The 16,362-nt window shown below is 67.0% G+C and carries 13 protein-coding genes; 10 read left to right on the top strand and 3 right to left on the bottom strand.

The annotated features are described in order from the left end of the window. Positions 1 to 19: 19 nt before the first annotated feature. From R2J75_RS11385 to R2J75_RS11350, 8 genes are all read left to right on the top strand, one after another. Entirely contained in the window at positions 20 to 1,804 is a 1,785-nt protein-coding gene (locus R2J75_RS11385) for an ABC transporter ATP-binding protein (RefSeq protein WP_243332177.1), read from the top strand. A 28-nt stretch (positions 1,805 to 1,832) separates the two neighbouring features. Next, on the top strand, positions 1,833 to 2,969 hold the full coding sequence (locus R2J75_RS11380; protein ID WP_243347155.1) for a thiamine phosphate synthase: 1,137 nt from the start codon (positions 1,833 to 1,835) through the stop codon (positions 2,967 to 2,969). Between the two features lie 139 nt (positions 2,970 to 3,108). Continuing rightward, a complete protein-coding gene (locus R2J75_RS11375; RefSeq protein ID WP_243332182.1) occupies positions 3,109 to 3,849 on the top strand; it encodes a metallophosphoesterase family protein in 741 nt (246 codons plus the stop codon). Positions 3,850 to 3,856: 7 nt separating this feature from the next. Beyond that, a complete protein-coding gene (locus R2J75_RS11370; protein ID WP_279342176.1) occupies positions 3,857 to 4,549 on the top strand; it encodes a PilZ domain-containing protein in 693 nt (230 codons plus the stop codon). A gap of 469 nt (positions 4,550 to 5,018) precedes the next feature. Continuing rightward, the gene (locus R2J75_RS11365) at positions 5,019 to 6,377 is read left to right on the top strand and encodes a hypothetical protein (protein ID WP_316410197.1); all 1,359 of its coding nucleotides are present in this window, start codon (positions 5,019 to 5,021) and stop codon (positions 6,375 to 6,377) included. A 171-nt stretch (positions 6,378 to 6,548) separates the two neighbouring features. Next, positions 6,549 to 9,881, top strand: coding sequence for an RHS repeat-associated core domain-containing protein (locus R2J75_RS11360; RefSeq protein WP_316410196.1), 3,333 nt, complete (start codon positions 6,549 to 6,551; stop codon positions 9,879 to 9,881). Positions 9,882 to 9,951: 70 nt separating this feature from the next. Further along, positions 9,952 to 10,650 (top strand): SEL1-like repeat protein, encoded by a 699-nt coding sequence (locus R2J75_RS11355; protein WP_243332188.1) that lies wholly within the window; start codon positions 9,952 to 9,954, stop codon positions 10,648 to 10,650. Positions 10,651 to 10,936: 286 nt separating this feature from the next. Further along, a complete protein-coding gene (locus tag R2J75_RS11350) occupies positions 10,937 to 11,332 on the top strand; it encodes a hypothetical protein (RefSeq protein WP_316410192.1) in 396 nt (131 codons plus the stop codon). 633 nt (positions 11,333 to 11,965) lie between these two features. Here R2J75_RS11350 and R2J75_RS11345 read toward each other — a convergent pair. From R2J75_RS11345 to R2J75_RS11335, 3 genes are read right to left on the bottom strand one after another with little or no spacing between them, the layout of a single operon-like run. Continuing rightward, positions 11,966 to 12,949 (bottom strand): MlaD family protein, encoded by a 984-nt coding sequence (locus R2J75_RS11345; RefSeq protein WP_316410190.1) that lies wholly within the window; start codon positions 12,947 to 12,949, stop codon positions 11,966 to 11,968. Then, positions 12,946 to 13,617 (bottom strand): ABC transporter ATP-binding protein, encoded by a 672-nt coding sequence (locus R2J75_RS11340; protein ID WP_243332195.1) that lies wholly within the window; start codon positions 13,615 to 13,617, stop codon positions 12,946 to 12,948. Before R2J75_RS11340 ends, R2J75_RS11345 begins: the two co-directional genes overlap by 4 nt. Then, complete coding sequence (locus R2J75_RS11335; RefSeq protein ID WP_243332198.1) at positions 13,610 to 14,437, bottom strand: MlaE family ABC transporter permease; 828 nt, start codon at positions 14,435 to 14,437, stop codon at positions 13,610 to 13,612. Before R2J75_RS11335 ends, R2J75_RS11340 begins: the two co-directional genes overlap by 8 nt. Before the next feature lie 41 nt (positions 14,438 to 14,478). On the opposite strand from R2J75_RS11335, the gene R2J75_RS11330 reads away from it, so the two are divergent. Together R2J75_RS11330 and R2J75_RS11325 are read left to right on the top strand one after the other, a co-directional pair. Further along, on the top strand, positions 14,479 to 15,351 hold the full coding sequence (locus R2J75_RS11330) for an RluA family pseudouridine synthase (RefSeq protein WP_243332199.1): 873 nt from the start codon (positions 14,479 to 14,481) through the stop codon (positions 15,349 to 15,351). Then, positions 15,348 to 16,295 (top strand): diacylglycerol/lipid kinase family protein, encoded by a 948-nt coding sequence (locus tag R2J75_RS11325; protein ID WP_316410182.1) that lies wholly within the window; start codon positions 15,348 to 15,350, stop codon positions 16,293 to 16,295. Before R2J75_RS11330 ends, R2J75_RS11325 begins: the two co-directional genes overlap by 4 nt. The last annotated feature ends 67 nt before the right edge of the window (positions 16,296 to 16,362 follow it).

The raw sequence follows: 16,362 nt of genomic DNA, 5'->3' as shown, positions 1-16,362 counted from the left end.
ATCATGGAAGAATGGATTCATGACGGATTCCGCCCGTGCCTTCTTCCAACCGGACCAGGTCGACCAGCAGCCGGGACGGCACGCCCTCCTGGTGAGGCTCGTGAGCTACCTCCGCCCCTACTGGCTTGGGCTGGCGGCGCTCCTGCTCCTCATGGCCGCCGGCGCGGCCCTGGAGGTCCTGCCCAGCGAGTTCACCCTCCGCCTCATCGATCACCACCTGGCCAAGGGCTCCCTGCGGGGGGCGGGCCCCCTGATCGGGGCCTTCATGGGCTTCATCGCCGTGGGGTTCGTGGTGCAGGTGGCCCGCTACGGGCTGCTGAGCTGGATCGGGCAGATGGCGATGCTGGACCTGCGGATGCAGGTCTTCGGGCACCTCATGAAGCGCAGCACCCACTTCTTCCACAAGAACCCCGTGGGCCGCCTCATGACGCGGGTCATCAGCGATGTGCAGAACCTCAACGAGATGTTCTCCTCGGGCTTCGTGGCCATCGTGGGGGACGCCCTCAGCCTGACGGCCATCGTGGTGTGGATGTTCAGCAAGCACGTGGGCCTGGCCCTGGTGGCCGTGGGCATCATGCCCCTCCTGCTGATCTCCACCGAGATCTTCCGGCGCTACGCCAGCGAGGCCTACCGCGAGACCCAGGGCCGCTACGCGGCGATCCAGGCCTACCTGCAGGAGCAGCTCAGCGGCATGAGCCTGGTGCAGATGAACGCGCAGGAGGCCCGGAGCCGGGGGGCCTTCGGGGAGCTGAACCAGCAGTACCTCGACGCCTTCCTCCGCACGATCTTCGCGTACGCCGTCTTCTTCCCCGTGGTGGAATTCATCACCAACGGCACCCTGGCCGCCCTCATCCTCTACGCGGGCTTCAAGCTCCAGGCCGGCACCCTCACCCTGGGCCTGCTCCTGGCCTTCATCCAGCAGTCGGGGCGGTTCTTCCGGCCCATCCGGGAACTGGCGGAGCGGTACAACATCATGCAGACCGCCCTGGCCTCCAGCGAGCGGATCTTCAAGCTCCTGGACAACGAGGAGCAGATTCCCGAGGCCGCCGAGCCCAAGCCCCTGGCCTTCCGGGAGGAGGTCCGCCTCGAGGGCGTCACCTTCGCCTACGAGCCCGGGGGGCGGCGGGTGGTGCGGGACCTGTCGGGGGTGATCCCCCGGGGCCGCCGCGTGGCCGTGGTGGGCCACACGGGCGCGGGCAAGTCCACCCTGATCAACCTCCTGATGCGCTTCTACGACGTGGAGGCCGGGCGCGTCACCGTGGACGGCACCGATGTGCGGGACGTGCGGCTGCGGGACCTGCGGGGCCTCTTCGGCCTGGTCCTCCAGGACGTGTTCATCTTCTCCGGGACCCTGGAGGAGAACATCGTGCTGGGCCGGCCCTTCGATGCGACCCGGCTGGGTTCCGTCCTGGAACAGAGCCAGCTGGGTGATCTGGTGGCCCGGTTGCCCCTGGGCCTCCAGACCCAGGTGGGGGAGCGGGGCCAGAAGCTGTCCGCGGGCGAGCGCCAGCTGGTGGCCTTCGCGCGCATGCTCTACCAGGAGCCCGAGATCCTCCTGCTGGACGAGGCCACCGCCAACATCGACAGCGAGACCGAGCACAAGATCCAGAAGGTGATCGAGCGCGTGAGCCACCGCCTCACCACGTTCACCATCGCCCACCGCCTGAGCACCATCAAGGATGCCGACGAGATCTGGGTGATGGACCAGGGCGCCCTGGCGGAGCGGGGCACCCACGACGAGCTGATGGCCCGGGAGGGCATGTACGCCAAGCTCGTGCGCCTCCAGTTCGAAGGCGAGGCCTGACCGTCCCCCTGGAACCTGGAGGCCCCGCATGCACCTGCCCCCCCTCTACGCCATCACCGATGCCCGGAGCGCCGTGCCCCTGGCCGAGCAGGTGCGGCGCCTGGGCGAGGCCGGGTTCCCGCTGGTCCAGTTCCGGGGCAAGCCCCTGGATGCCCAGGCCCAGGCGCGGGAACTGCGGACGGCCCTGGAAGCCGCCGAGGCCGCGGGGGGCTGGCCGGCCCTCGTCGTGAACGACCGGGCTGATTTGGCCGTGCTGGCGGCCGAAGCCGGGCTGCCCCCCTGGGGCCTGCACCTGGGGCAGGGGGACCTGCCGCCCACCGAAGCCCGGCGCCTGCCGGGCCTGGGGGCCCTGCACCTGGGCACCTCCACCCACGCGCCCGCGGAGTGGGAGGCGCCCGATCCGGCCTGTGACCACGCGGGCATCGGCCCCTTCCGGGCCACCGCCACCAAGGGCGATCACGCCGCCCCCGTGGGCCTGGACGGCCTGCGGGCCGGCGCGGCGGCCCTGCGGGCGCGGGGCGTGGCCCCCATCGCCATCGGCGGGCTCACCCTGGCGGATGCCCCGGCCTGCTTCGCCGCGGGGGCGGCCTCCCTGGCCATGGTGGGGGAACTCCAGCGGGCCGCCGATCCCCGGGAGCTGCTCTGGCGGGCCCAGCTGGATCGCTGGGCGGCCCAGCCCCCCCTGGCCGGCGGCCGGGGCGTGGCCCTGGTGGGCGGGAGCGGCGCGGGCAAGTCCTCCCTGGCCGTGGCCCTGGCCCAGCGCCTGGGCCTGCCGGCCGTGGACGCGGACCGGGAGATCGGCCCGGATATCCCGGCCCTGTTCCGGGACCTCGGCGAGGCGGGCTTCCGCGCCCGGGAGGCCGAAACCATCGCCCGCTGCCTGGGGGCGCCCTGCGTCCTGGCCCTGGGCGGGGGCGCCTGGGAGGACGCCGGGACCCGGGCCCGGGTGGCGGCGGCGGGGTTCACGGCCCTGTGGCTGGCGGAGCGGCCCGAGACGGCGTGGGCGCGGGTGGGGGGTGATCCCAACCGGCCCTTGGCGGCGGCGCGGGCCACCTTCCTGGCCCGGTACCGGCAGCGGCGCGAGGCCTGGTGGACCGCCCCCATGGTGCTCCCCCTCGGCAGACCGGTGGATGCGCTGGCGGAGGCGCTTGTCAATTACCGTTGACATACCATTTCGTGACAATTGCGGTCCTGGCATGGGTTAAGCTCTTTCCAGGCAACCCCAACGTACCTTTTCGTCTACCCCCTCCGGCGTCGCACCGGCTTGCCGGAAATCTGCGACACTACCGCAGCACTTGCCTTCCATGGACCTCATCCTCTCCGACCTCCACGCGAACCTGCACGCCCTGCGGGCCGTGATGCGGTATGCCAGGAAGCGCAACATCGACCGGTACGTGCTCCTCGGAGACCTGGTCGGATACGGCGCCAACCCCAACGAGGTGCTGGACCTGGTGCGCCAGATGGAGCCCCGGGTGCTCGTGCGGGGCAACCACGACCGCGCCTGCGCCTCGCCCGTGCCGGACCCCAGCTTCAGCCTTCCCGCGCGCATGGCGGTGAGCTGGACCCGGGGGCAGCTCACGGAGGAGAACGCCTGGTTCCTGGAGAACCTGCCCCGGGGCCCCCGGCTCCTGGACGCGGGCTACACCATCGCCCACGGCAGCCCCGTGGATGAGGACGACTACCTCCTCCACCCGCGGGAGGCCCTCATGGCCTTCGACGGCTTCGACACCCAGGTCTGCTTCTTCGGGCACACGCACCTGCCCGGGGCCTACGAGCTGGACGAGGCCGCCCAGAGCCTCAGCATGCTGGGCTTCGAACCCGGCAGCTGGTTCCAGCTCCGGGACGACTGCCGCTACCTCATCAACCCCGGCTCCGTGGGCCAGCCCCGGGACCGGGACTGCCGGCTCTCCTTCATGACCTACGATCCCGTCCACCGGCGCCTCAAGCTGCACCGGCTGGACTACGACCACGCGGGGGCCGCCCGGGCCATCCAGGCCGCGGGCCTCCACCCGCACCTCGCCGAACGCCTCCACCACGGCATCTGAGGCCGCCATGACCCAAGACGACAAGCACCTCGAGACGATCCTGAACGCGGCGCTCAAGTCCGGAGCCTCCGCCAGCCTCCGGGCCGAGGGCGAGGTCCGCATGCTCGGCCATCTCCACGTGCGGAGCCTCGAAAGCGGGGCCGTCATCCGCCTGGAGGGCCTGAAGCTCCGCGACGTGCTCCCCCCGGCGGGGACCCCCGTCACCCTCACCCTCGTCCACGGCGAGGAGGTCATCACCATCCGCACCCACCTCCTGGAGCCGATCCTGGCCGAGCACGAGCCCAAGGCGCCGCCCGTGGTGCAGGCCGCCTGGCCCACCGAGCCCCTCCAGGTGCACCCCCGCCGGGCCGTGCGGGTGGCCACCCCGGACCTGCCCCCGCTGGAGGCCACCATCACCTGGCACGGCCAGCGCCATCAGGCCAAGCTCCTGAACCTCACGGACATGGGCATGGGCCTCGGCCTGACGGAAACCCTCGCCTTCGGCTACCGGGATCCCATGGAGGTGACGACGGAATTGCCGGGCCACGGGACGCTTACCGTCCAGGGGGACGTGCGGCACGCCGAGGCGCTGGAGGACGACGACCTCCCCACCCGCGTCGGCCTCGTCCTCGTGGACCTGCCGGTGGAGACCCGGGAGACCCTGCAGCGCTTCATCCAGGCCCGCCGCATGGACCGCTCCACCGAGATGCGGGGACGCTGAAGCGAAGGGCTTGTCCCAGAGGCGGCCGAGGCGGCAGCGCGCGCGGAGGAAAGGAAATCCCTGAGATCCGGCCTTCGGTCAGTGCATCCAAACTGGGGATGGAGGAAGACCCTTCGCCAGCATGGGGGGGAAGAATAAAACCCCCACCCCTTGAAGAAGGAGGTGGAGCCCGATGATGCGCCTCTGGCGGAGGTGAAGGTCGGTGCATCGGGATGGGAGGGCCATTGATCAGGTAGTCATTAATACTTGATTTGTTAGGACGCATTTTATTGTTGAATCTGGTGTTAGTGAATTCATGCAATCCTTTCTTGGCTTCGGGTGTTTCTTCTGGGATTCTGTAGACCACAACTCCCCAGAAAGCGAACTACCTCCTGAGTTTTCGAGCTCGTCCCAGCATGGGCGCTGGAGAAAAACCACGGCCAAATTTCATTTCTCCAGCTTCCTTCGGCTCATCCGCCCAGGTGTTCCATTGAAACATCTGACCCTGCTGGCCGCCCTCTTCCTGCCCGCCCAGGCCCAGGTGCGCCTGAGGGTCATGGATCCCCTGCAGGCTTCAGGGCTGTCGGAGGGCTGGGCTGTGAGCCCGGCCACCGGCGCCCTGGCGATGACCTTGCCGGCCCTGACCGTACCGGGGGATATCAACGTTCCCGTCGTCTTCCGGTTCAATGCCTCCCAGGCGACAGAGATGCAATCCGTAGGGGTGTGGACCGAGCAGGTCAATGACCAGGGGCGCACCCATTATGGTTATGTCCAGAATTGGGAAGCACTGGTCCGGCCCATCTTCGGGACGATCCATTTTGGTTTCATCACGTCCGGGACGAGTCAGAATCTCCCCCCCACCGGTGCCACCACCCGGGCGGACCTCTATGCGGCCCCCGTCTGCACCGTGCTGGAGGGCGGCACCCAATTGCTGGCGAGCGACTTCACGCCGTTCACGAACGCCCTGGGGACCTCCTTCACCCTGGCTGGCGCCTTCGGGCTGCAGGACAAGGCCGCTGCCGACGTGCGGGTGAGTTCCAACGGGGCCCTCGGCGTCTATGCCGCCTCCCTTGCGGAACTGGGCACGTGGTCATCCAAAGCCAGACTCCTGGCGCCGGACGTGACCACCTTCCAGGTGCTCCTGGGCCGGGACCGGGCCCGGATCCTGGCGCCCCTTGGGACGGGCGGAAGCTGGGTGCCGGTCCTCTGGATCGACCGGTTCAACCATGCGGTGACCTTCGCCTACCAGACCGTGACGACAGGGCTTCCGGCCAACCTCAAGGCCGTCCGGGCCGTGACCGTCCTGAACGACCGCGGCAGGGGCTTCCAGCTCCAATGGGTCGAACCTGCGGCGGGATCCGCCGCTCCCGCCCAGGTGCTCGCCCAGCTCGACTACGTGGGCATCCAGGCGCAGTCCATGCAGATCACGGGCTATTCAGGCACGGTCGGAGGCCTGATTCAGCCCGTGGCGGCGGGTCCCGTCCTCCGGCCCACCGAGGTCCGCTTCGGAAACCCATCGACGCTGGCGGCCCCGGCCTGGCGGATCCTGAATCCGCCGAGTACGTCCGGTTTCAACGCCCCCTGGACGGACGATCAGGTCTGGACCTTCCGGTATGACCCCACCCTGGCGGAATTGACAGGCTTCACCGATCCCCGGAATGTTGCGACGACCCTGGGCTGGCAGACCTGCTCCCTGTACCATCCCCTGGCCGATGCCAACAACCTCTACCGGTGCGTCGCGACGGCCGTCTCGACCGACCAGGATACCCAGGTCTCCCTGAACCGGACGTGGACCTGGGCGCTGCCGTCCAAGGGGGACCTGGCGCATTGGAACAACAGCTTCTCCTAGACCTGGACCGGGGCCGACATCGTCAGCGCGCCGGTGGGCTCCACCCAGATCGCGTTCTACCCGCCCACGGACCCGAAATACGGCAATGCCGTGCCCATCAGCGAGAGCCGGCTCGACGATCGGGGGCGCGTCGTGTCCTCCCGGACGACGACGAGCACGGATGAGGCGGGGGTGGACAACTCCCTCACGAGCGTGACTGGGGAGGTCATTTGGTCCGCCGGCGGACCTCGCATCACGGTGACCAACGTGATCGACAACACCACGGGCCTGCCGATCATCGTCACCCGCACGGCGGGAGCGTACTCGGATAAATCGACCACCTCGACGATATTCCATCCGGAAATCCTGGACCCGGCCCGGAAGAGTAGTTCCGATTATGAACGAACGACCCCGGCCGGGACCTTCCATGCGCCTATGCAGGCGCTCAACTGGGATCCGACGACCTGGTTCCCGTCGCGAGCCTACCGGACGCCCTGGTCCGGAGGCGCGTATCAAGGCACCAACCTCACGTATGACGCCGCCTCCGGGCGCGCCACGGGCAGTTCCACCTATGGCACGGCCCCGCTGCTGATGAGCGGGAACGCCACGCGCACCTTGACGCGCGAGGCCACGTCGGGCCTCCCCACCTCCGAACAGACGACCTTCGATGTTCCCGGTGGGACGGACACGATCACGACCCGGTGGACGAGCTACGATTCCGCGGACCGGATCCTGGAGTCCAAGGCTGTGCTCATCGACGACCAAGGGGCCGAGCACGAGGTGACGACCACGACCTCCTGGGACGCGAGGGGCCGGATGACCGGCAGTTCCACGGGCGGCCAGAGTCCGGTCACCACCGCCTATCCATCCGAGCGGCAAGTCGCGGTGACCCTCCTCGGCCTGACGACCACGACGACCTTCGACGGCTTCGGCCGGGTGAGGTCCCGGGTGCGGGGCGGGGATGGGGTGACCGAAACCTATACCTATGATGCCAACGGCCTCCAGGTGAAGGTGACGGAGACCAACCCGAAGGGCGATGTCCGCGCCTCGACCCGCAGGTATGATGCCCTCGGCCGGGTGACGGCTCTCCAGCCTATGGTCGGGCCTTCCGTCGCCTACGCCTACACCTCCGATGACGTATTCCAGACGGTTACGACGACGGTTTCACCCGCGGGCGGAACCCCGTTCACCACCTCCAGCACCACCGATCTCTGGGGCCAGGTCGTTTCGTCCACGGACGCCGTGGGAACCGTGACCCAGGCCACCTATGACGTCCAGGGCCATCCCTTGACGATGACCGTGACCTCCCTGGGAAGCACCCAGACCCGGAGCTGGGAGTACAACGGCATGGGTTTCCTCACGGCTTCCACGCAGCCCGAAACAGGAACGACGACCTATTCGGGGTTCGACATCCAGGGCCGCCCGACGATCATCTCCGACGCCACGGGAAGGGTCCAGACCCTGCAGATCGACGGCCTTGGGCGGGTCCGGAGGGTGTCCAAGGGAGGTGATTTCCTATCGACGGCCTATGTGGGGCTTCGGCTCACCTCCATGACCTCCAGCTGCAGCGGGATCCAGACGGGCATCACCTTCCAGCACGATGGCTTTGGCCGCCTGACCCAGGAAACGGCTTCCCTCACGGGCCTGGGCATGGGGACATGGGGTTTCAGCTATGACTATGATTCGCTCGGGCGAAGGTCCACGGTCACCTACTCCCCCTCCGGCCGGGTGGCCACCACGGTGTGGGGTGGGGCCTCGGATTATGGCAGGGTGATCGGCCTCAAATTGGGCGCGCGGAATGTGGTCACCTCCGTGACTTACGACGATTGGGGCAACCGGACCGGACTCACCTTCGCCTCCGGCGCCTCCAACACCTGGGCATGGTCCACGGACGGGTTGCAGCGGGTGAGCCAGACGATCAAGCCGAGCCAGACCACGGGCATCGTCCGGTCCTATGCCTACGACGCCATGAATCGCCTGGAGAAGGCAGGGGAATGGACCAGCCTGGTCCACGACAACCTGGGGCGGCTGACCCGGGCGACCCTGGCCCAGATGGCAGGCCTGCCGCTTCCCGCGGGAGATGGACCCGTGACCTATGGCTATGATGGGTTTGGCAACAACACGTCCACCTCAGGTGCCCAGAGTGCCGCGATGACGAACGTTTCCCTGGCCATTCCCCCCGCCACCAACCGCATGCCGCCTTCCGCCACCAACGGGGCGGTGACGGGATGGTCCTATGCGGCCAACGGCGAGGCCCAGACCGTCGGCAGGGCGCCGGGAACGGGGACCGTGCAACTGGGCCTGACCTGGGACAGCTTCGGGCGCCTCCAGGGGGCGGACACGGACACCTACAGCTACCTGCCCAACGGGCTCCGGGCAAGCCGGACCAACAGTGCAGACCTCACGCAGAACCGCATCTACGCCTATGGGGCCTCCGGCCAACTCCTGTCCGAATTCCGCAAGAACCCCTCAGGGGCGTTCGAGGGGCGGGACATCCTCTACCTGGGCAATCTGGCCATCGCCGAAGTGGACGCCAGTGGGGATGTCCATGAACTCCACTCGGATCACCTCGGGACGCCCCTGGTCGTGACAGCGGGGGCCACGGGGCAGACGGAAGGCACCCAGTACTATGGCCCCTATGGAGAATGGCTCCAGAGCAGCGGCACGTACGTCCCGACGACAGGGTTCACCGGGCACCTGCAGCAGGAACCGAATGGCTTGGTGTACATGCGGGGGCGATTCTACAGCCCGGTATGGCACCGGTTCCTGAACAGCGATGGTGGCGTCGACCCGGCCCAGCGCAACCAATTCGGTTATTGCGTCGGAAGCCCGATGATGGCGAAGGACCCTTCAGGCATGTTTGTCAACATGGGTGACAAGACGCAGACGCCCAATTGGTCCAACTTCGACAGCCCCGTCCTTCCTCCTGGCTGGGGGGTCACCTTTGTCCGACCAGGATTCGGATATTCCGGGAAGCAGGTTGACAACTTCGCTTGGAGTGCGTGGATGAATCCGGCACCACCGCCGACCCAGATAACGCAGTCGCAAACAGATTCGAATAACCTAGGAGTCTCTCCGACTGTTTTGTCGCCCGCAATGAAGAATTATGTTGTTAACGGAACGAATTACGCTTCTGTATTTGATCCCGAGGATCCGGGTAATTCTTCCGCAATAGATTATCTCGCCCTAAATGCTCCAGAATCACCAACGTTTATGTTTGGCGCCCATGGCGTTAACTCCAATCAGGGTTGGGTTGATTTTGCCGGGACGGGCAGTGGGGGCGCATACTATGACGTTGATAGCGTATGTCAAATTATTCATGATTCTTCGTATTACTCTGCCGGGATGCCAATCACTTTGGTGATGTGTGGGGGCGCGGATGATAAATATGGTCATACAGCTTTTGCTCAACAAGTTGCGGATAGAATGTATGCAATGACAGGCGCAAGAACCGTTGTTTTTGGCTATAACGGGAATATTAACCCATGGAATGTTAATTTGTCCACGCCGTTTACTTCACGTTGATCTGGCTTCTATTGCAATGGGGCTTTTTTGTGAAAGGTCAAAAATGTTTCGATCTGGGCTGATGTTTTTGATGATTTCGTCCATCTCTTGTTCTTGGGGAAATGGTATGGTCAAGGATTCAGGCGAAACTCACAAAATGCTTAAAAATTCATTTGGAGCAGCGAGCGCAATGTCTGCTGCGCTGTCGGGAGATGTTTCAGCCGCGCGCATCTTGTGCTCTGGAGACAATGAATACTGGGTTGAGATTGCTGCTGAAAATGGAGACCAAATTGAAACCCATAATATGGGGGTTTTGCTTTCCAATGGTCCAGAAATTAAGCAATTAGCAAGATCGTTGTTCTGGTTCTATCGAGCGAAAGATCTCGGGCTAATAATTTACCCGAATAATATTCCAAGATTGGAAAACAAACTGGAATTGGCATTGGGAACAGGCTATGCCAAGAGATTCAACTACCATAAGGACATGCCTTTGGCCGACTTGGAGGTTTCGGCAATGTTAGGGGATGCGGAATCTGCAAGGGCATTATTTGAATTAAATAAATCAGATAAGGCATTAAAATATCGCTGGGCTAGGATTGGTGCGCAAAATGGAAGTCTGGAGTGCATGTTTGAATATGGCTTACTCCTTCAAGATAAGCATTTCGAACCCGACATTCTTCGGGGTACCTATTGGATAAGGAGATCTGCGGTAAAACATTATCAAAAGGCTTGCGAATTTCTCAATGCATCTTCTGACATAAGCGAAGGAATGGTTAACTTTAAGAGGTAGCTGCAAACGACTTTGGCGCCGACCCACCCCATCGGAGGCGCCGGCCGGCTCGCCCAGGGCAAGGTCCGCGCCTCCGCTCCGGGTTGCTGCGCTGCAGCACGTCCCTTGCAGCTGGGCGCCCGTGATCAAGCGCGCCCCACGCCGTCGTGTCTTGTGTACCTTATACTTGAAAAGTTTCATCAAGTTACTGATTTATTTGCTGGTTGTACGTATTGCAGGGCAGACTAAATAGCCTCCGCCGCAAACAAATGGAGGGGATCTCCCTTCGGTTCCATCTTCGGTAACAATGCCGAACGGCGGTCAGCCACTTGCCGATTCGTCTCCTTCCTATGATGATTCTGGGGAAATGGCAGATGGTGGTGGTGATGGAAAAAAAGAAAGTGCGTGGGATCTCTTTAAAGAAGGGTATTCAAATGCATCTATTGGAGGATATAACAGTCCTCCTTTGGGTGATGCAGCTGGAATTATCTCTAGTGCGGCTGGTGGGTTGGCAACAGGTGCGGCTGCAAGATGGGGATTAGGGGCAGGTGTTGGTGGACCAGGAAGTCTTGCTGCTCAGAACTCAGCGGCTTTGGGCGGTCTCGCTACGCCGCTAGGCTGGGGATTAATGTTGAGTGTGCCTATAGGTAAGACGATTGCAGGCTTTGGAAATATTTACTTTAATCACGTGTATAGGCATTGAATCAATATTGGTCATTGCTGTGGGTCTTGGTTTGAAATTTGGAACAAGCGGGGAGTCCTATGAACAAATTCTCGGGATCAGATCTGTTAGTATTTTCAGTATTGGCAATAGTGTCAAGTCCTGTCCGGTTGTTCGTGGATCGCGATTTCGCCTTGGTGATTCAGATTGTCTTCTGTGGGGTTGGGACAAATTTGATAATAAGGAGTGTTCAAAAACTGCCTGGCTTTGGACGAATTGAAAGACTTTCAAGCCGAATCCAATGGGGGTTGGGAGGGGTATTCCTACTATTAGCTTTGCTTGTCAGCCTGACATTCCACTGCGTTCGCGTATAGTCGCAAACAGCAACAGCAGCAACCTCTGGGTCCCCATGAATGTGTCGGTGTTGGAGCACCGGCCCCACATGCATGGAGGACTGCAAGGGCGGTTCGTGTATCTCTATCCCGGCTCGCCGGCGACCTGCGGATGGCCAATCGTGCCAGGCCGTCGGTGCCGCGACGGTCGCTGGAGGGCCCCGGTGCGCGGGTAGCGGTGCATGAGGGCGCGGATCGTTCCCGGGATCTCGCGCCGGACGGGATCCTCGCGGGCGCCCTGGCGGCCTTCCCCCATGGGATGCCGGCGGAGGGTGTCCCGGGGTCAGGGTTCCTGGGGTTTCCGCTGGGCCTCCCGGGCCTCCTGGACGCGGCGGGCGGCGGCGTCGCGCTCGGCTTGGCCGGGGCGCCCCCAGACGAGCCGGCTCGGTTTGGCCTTGAGGAGTTCGAGCAGTTCCTCGGTGCTCCGCAGGTTCCGGTCCAGGGCCTTGAGGACGGTGGTTGCCTCGGGGCCGGCCTCCGCGGCGAGGGCCCGGGTCTCCTGGAGCAGGGCCTCGCTCGCCTTCAGGGTGCCGGCCAGGTGGACGAGAATGGCGTCCAGGTCGCCCCGGTGGGTGTCCAGGAGGGTCTGGACGGTGACGAGGCTCCGGTCCAGGTCCGCGAGGGTCCGGTCCGCGGTGCCCACCGCCGCCTCCCCATGCTGGACGAGCCCCTGGCCGTCCCGGGCCAGGTCCCGGAAGGTGGCGAGGGTGGCCTCCAGTTGGGTGAGCACCCGGGCGATTCGCGGATCGTCCAGGAGCACGCCCGCCCCTCGGGTCTTGAACGTGGTGTGCACCTCCCCCACCAGGCCATCCAGGTTGTGGAGCACATGATCGGCGGTGTCCAGGAGGCTGGCCAGGGAGGCCGTGGCGCCTCCCGCCAGGCGGCTCCCGGGCGGGAGGACTTCCTGGCGAAGGGCCGGAGGCGGGAGCTGGAGGTCCACGAAGGCGCCGCCCAGGGGCTTGGCCACGGCCACCGCCCGGGTTCCCTTCCAGAGGACGATGTCGGTGCGCAGGGCCAGGGTCGCCAGGAAGCGGTAGGCCACGCCGTCCCGCTCCAGGGCGATGCGCCGCACCCGGCCCACGCGCAGCCCCTGCAGCTGCACCTCGGTGCCCTCGGCCAGGTCCGAGGCCGCCTCCAGGGCCACCTCGTAGGGGGCCTCCTTGGTCACCAGGGCGGACACCCCCCGGCGGAAGACGAAGCCGGCGAAGACGGCCAGCGCCAGGAAAACGAGCAGCCCGATCTTGGCATCATCCTTCTCGAGTTTCATGCGCCGCTCCCGGACGCCAGGCGTCCATCCATGAGCCCCAGGTCCTGGACCGGACCCTCAAGCCAATCGCCGCCCACCACCAGGAAGGCGGCCTCCGGGTCCCGGGCCGCCGCGGCCAGGAGGGTCCGGGCCGCGCGGGCGGCCGCGGGATCCAGGTCGCCCGCAGGGCGGTCCACCAACCAGAGCCGCGCTCCCTTGGCGCCCGCCCGGGCCAGGGCCGCCAGCCAGCAGCCGCGGTCCGCCGGTACCGGGGGACGCAGGTCCTGGGCGCGGCCGAGGCCGGCCAGGTCCAGCCACCGGGCGGCTTCCGCCTGGGCGGACTCCCGGTCCAGGCCCCGCACGAAGCGCAGGGGCAGGGCCACGTTGTCCCGGAGGGTCAGGTTCACGGCCAGGCCGCCGTCCGTGGGGACCCACCCCAGGTGGCCGGCCTCCACGAAGGGGTGCCGCGCGTCCACGTCCGGGGCTTGGCCGGCCAGGCGGACTCGGCCGCGGTCGGGCTGGACCAGGCCCGCGCAGAGGCGGAGGAGAGCGGTGGCCCCGGTGCCGGGCGCGGCCCGCAGGCGCCAACGCTCCCCTGGCAGGATGATCGCGTCCAGCCCCGAGAAGATGGGCCGGCCGTCGGGGGCGTCGAGGGTGGCGCCCTCCAGGAGGAGCAGGGGCTCAGGCATAGATGAGCACCGACAGGAAGGCGCCGGCCAGCAGGAGGATCGCCAGGGAGCCCACCGCGGCTCGGGTGACCGCCTGGGGGATCTCCGTGGTGCTGCGGCGGACCCGCAGCCCGCAAGAGCAGCAGAGCAGGGGGATGGCGGCCCCGAAGACGAGGGCCTTGAAGGCGGTGATGGCCAGCTCCCGCGGGCCCACCGCGCGCCCCAGGGCGTCGAGGAAGGCGGTGAGGGACAGGGGCAGGCGCAGCCAGGCCACCGCGAAGCCCCCCAGGAGGGCGACGGTGTCGACGTAGACGATGAGCGTGAACAGGCTGATGACGCCGCCCAGGAGCCGGGGCAGGAGCAGGTACTGGGCCGGGTCGATCCCGGCCAGGTGGAGGGCGTCGATCTCGCCGCTCAGCTGGCGCGAGGCCATCTCGGTGGCGATGGCGGTGCCGCTGCGGCTGATGACGACCACGCCCACGAGGAGCGGCCCCAGCTCGCGGATGACCAGCTGCGCGAGGACCTGGCAGAGGTAGGTCTCCATGCCGAAGCCCGAGAGCTGCCCGAAGACCTGGAGCAGGGTGAGGCCCCCGAGGAGCAGGGCCGCCAGGGTGCACAGGGGGAGGGCGTCCAGGGCCGTGAATCGGATCTGGGTCCGGGTCACCTCGCGGACCACCTGGAAGCGGCTCCGGTCGAGGCGCAGGAGGCCGCCGGTGCACGCGTGCAGGAGCCAGGCCACGGATCCCGTGTGGGCGAGGAGGCTCCGGACGCTCTCCCCCAGCCCGCGCGCGGCCTGCGCGGGCAGCGTGAGCACCCTCCTGGCGGCCTCCTGGGATTCCATGCCTCCACCCTACCCAATCCGTGCCACGGTAAGCTAAAGAGATGGCGACGCGCACCTGGAAATTCATCGTGGATCCCGCGGAGGAAGGTCTCCGCCTGGACCAGCTCGTCGCCTCGCGGACGGGGCTGAGCCGGCGCAAGGCCCGCGAAGTGCTGATGCTGGGCGGGGTCCAGGTGGCCCGGGCCCGGGTCAAGGTCGCGGGGCGCGTGGTGCGCCCGGGCGTGGAGGTGCGCGTCTCCGTGGACGACGCCCTGGGGGATCCGCCCGACGCCGACGTCCCCGTGCTCTACGAGGACGACTTCCTCCTCGTGGTGGACAAGCCCGGGGGCATGGCCTCCCAGGGCACGCAGGCCTCGGACCGCCACGACCTGCTCGCCCTGCTCCAGCGGCGCCGGCCGGGCCAGTTCCTGGCCCTCCAGCATCGGCTGGACCAGGGCACCTCGGGCGTGATCGTCCTGGCCAAGCATCCCGGGGCCCACCTGGGCAGCCAGTTCCAGGCGAGGACCCTGGAGAAGACCTACCTGGCCCGCGTGCCCCGCCACGTGGAGCCGGTCACCGTGGACCTGCCCATCGGCCGCCTCCGGGGCGCGACCCCGGCCCGGTTCGGGTGCACGGGGGACCTGCTGGAGCCCCGGCCGAGCCGGACCGACTTCCGGCCCCTGGCGCCGGACGAGGTCCCCGGCCTCGCCCCCGGGTTCTATGTCGTGGCCACGCCCCACACGGGCCGGACGCACCAGATCCGCGTCCACCTCTTCCACCTGGGCGCCCCCGTCTGGGGCGACAACCTCTACGGGGGGGTCCCGGCGGACCAGCTGTGGCTCCACGCCTGGAAGCTGAGCCTGGAGCACCCCGTCACCGGCGTGCGGCTGGACCTGGTGGCGCCCCCCCTGCGGTTCCTGGGAGGTCCGGCGTGAAGCTGCCCCTCGTCTTCAATCCCCGGTCCGGCCACGGACGGCTCGACCCGCACGCCCTCCTGGCCCGGCTCCCCGCCGATCTGGCGGCGCGCCTGGAGCCGGTCCCCCTGGCGCCCCCCTTCGACTACTCCCCGTGGATCCAGCAGGCCGCCGCGGCTGGCGGCCCCTTGTTCGTATGGGGCGGGGACGGCACTCTGCACCACGCGGGCCGGGCCCTGGCCGAGGCCGGCTGCCCCGTGGCCCTGGCCGCCGTGCCCGGGGGCTCGGGCAACGGGCTCGTGCGCGGCCTGCGCACCCCCCTGGACCCCGCCGGGGCCGTGCTGCGGCTCCTGGAGGGCCGGGACCTGGCCATGGACCTGCCCCGCCTGGATGGGGACCCCTTCCTGAACCTCTGCGGGACCGGCTTCGAAGCCGAGGTCGCCCACGCCTTCGACCAGGCGCCTGGCCGCGGGTTCTCCACCTACGCCCGGGCCTGCCTCGGCCTCTGGCGCCGGCACACCCCCCTGGGTCTCCGGTGGGAGGCCGATCTGCCGGCGGTGCCCGAACCCGGGACCCGCATGGACAGGCTCCGGGCCGCCTGGCGCGGGACCGAGCCTGGGCTGCCGAAAACCGCCTGGAGCCTGTGCTTCGCCAACCTCCCCCAGTACGGGTCCGGCCTCTGGATCGCCCCCGGGGCCCATCCGGCCGACGGCCTCCTGAGCTGGGTGACCCTGGCCCGGCCGGGGGTGTGGGACGCCCTCTCCGAGGTGCCCCAGCTGTTCCGGGAGGGGGGCCGGACGCCCCTGCGCCAGGAAGGCCGCCTACTCCGCGCCACCCTGCGCCTGGACCGGCCCAGCCCTTGGCACATGGACGGCGAACCCGCCCCGGCCCGGGACCGGGCCGAACTCACCGTGGAGCCGGGCGCCTTCCGCATGCGCGTCACCCCCGAGTGCCCCTTCGCCTGAGCGTCGGACCAGCGCGGGGTCCAAGCCGCGCAGGCGTCTGTCGATGCCCTTGGAGAGGCGCTGAGGC

Source organism: Mesoterricola sediminis (genome assembly GCF_030295425.1).
GTDB lineage: Bacteria > Acidobacteriota > Holophagae > Holophagales > Holophagaceae > Mesoterricola > Mesoterricola sediminis.
The sequence above is the reverse complement of the archived record's forward strand: the minus strand, read 5'-3'. Positions and strand labels throughout refer to the sequence as shown.

What these genes read in the sequence shown, in the direction of transcription:
- R2J75_RS11330 (WP_243332199.1), top strand. Translation starts at nt 14,479, where the DNA reads ATGGCGACGCGCACCTGGAAATTCATCGTGGATCCCGCGGAGGAAGGT.
- R2J75_RS11370 (WP_279342176.1), top strand. Translation starts at nt 3,857, where the DNA reads ATGACCCAAGACGACAAGCACCTCGAGACGATCCTGAACGCGGCGCTC.
- R2J75_RS11375 (WP_243332182.1), top strand. Translation starts at nt 3,109, where the DNA reads ATGGACCTCATCCTCTCCGACCTCCACGCGAACCTGCACGCCCTGCGG.
- R2J75_RS11380 (WP_243347155.1), top strand. Translation starts at nt 1,833, where the DNA reads ATGCACCTGCCCCCCCTCTACGCCATCACCGATGCCCGGAGCGCCGTG.
- R2J75_RS11355 (WP_243332188.1), top strand. Translation starts at nt 9,952, where the DNA reads ATGATTTCGTCCATCTCTTGTTCTTGGGGAAATGGTATGGTCAAGGAT.
- R2J75_RS11345 (WP_316410190.1), bottom strand. Translation starts at nt 12,949, where the DNA reads ATGAAACTCGAGAAGGATGATGCCAAGATCGGGCTGCTCGTTTTCCTG.
- R2J75_RS11340 (WP_243332195.1), bottom strand. Translation starts at nt 13,617, where the DNA reads ATGCCTGAGCCCCTGCTCCTCCTGGAGGGCGCCACCCTCGACGCCCCC.
- R2J75_RS11350 (WP_316410192.1), top strand. Translation starts at nt 10,937, where the DNA reads ATGCCGAACGGCGGTCAGCCACTTGCCGATTCGTCTCCTTCCTATGAT.
- R2J75_RS11335 (WP_243332198.1), bottom strand. Translation starts at nt 14,437, where the DNA reads ATGGAATCCCAGGAGGCCGCCAGGAGGGTGCTCACGCTGCCCGCGCAG.
- R2J75_RS11385 (WP_243332177.1), top strand. Translation starts at nt 20, where the DNA reads ATGACGGATTCCGCCCGTGCCTTCTTCCAACCGGACCAGGTCGACCAG.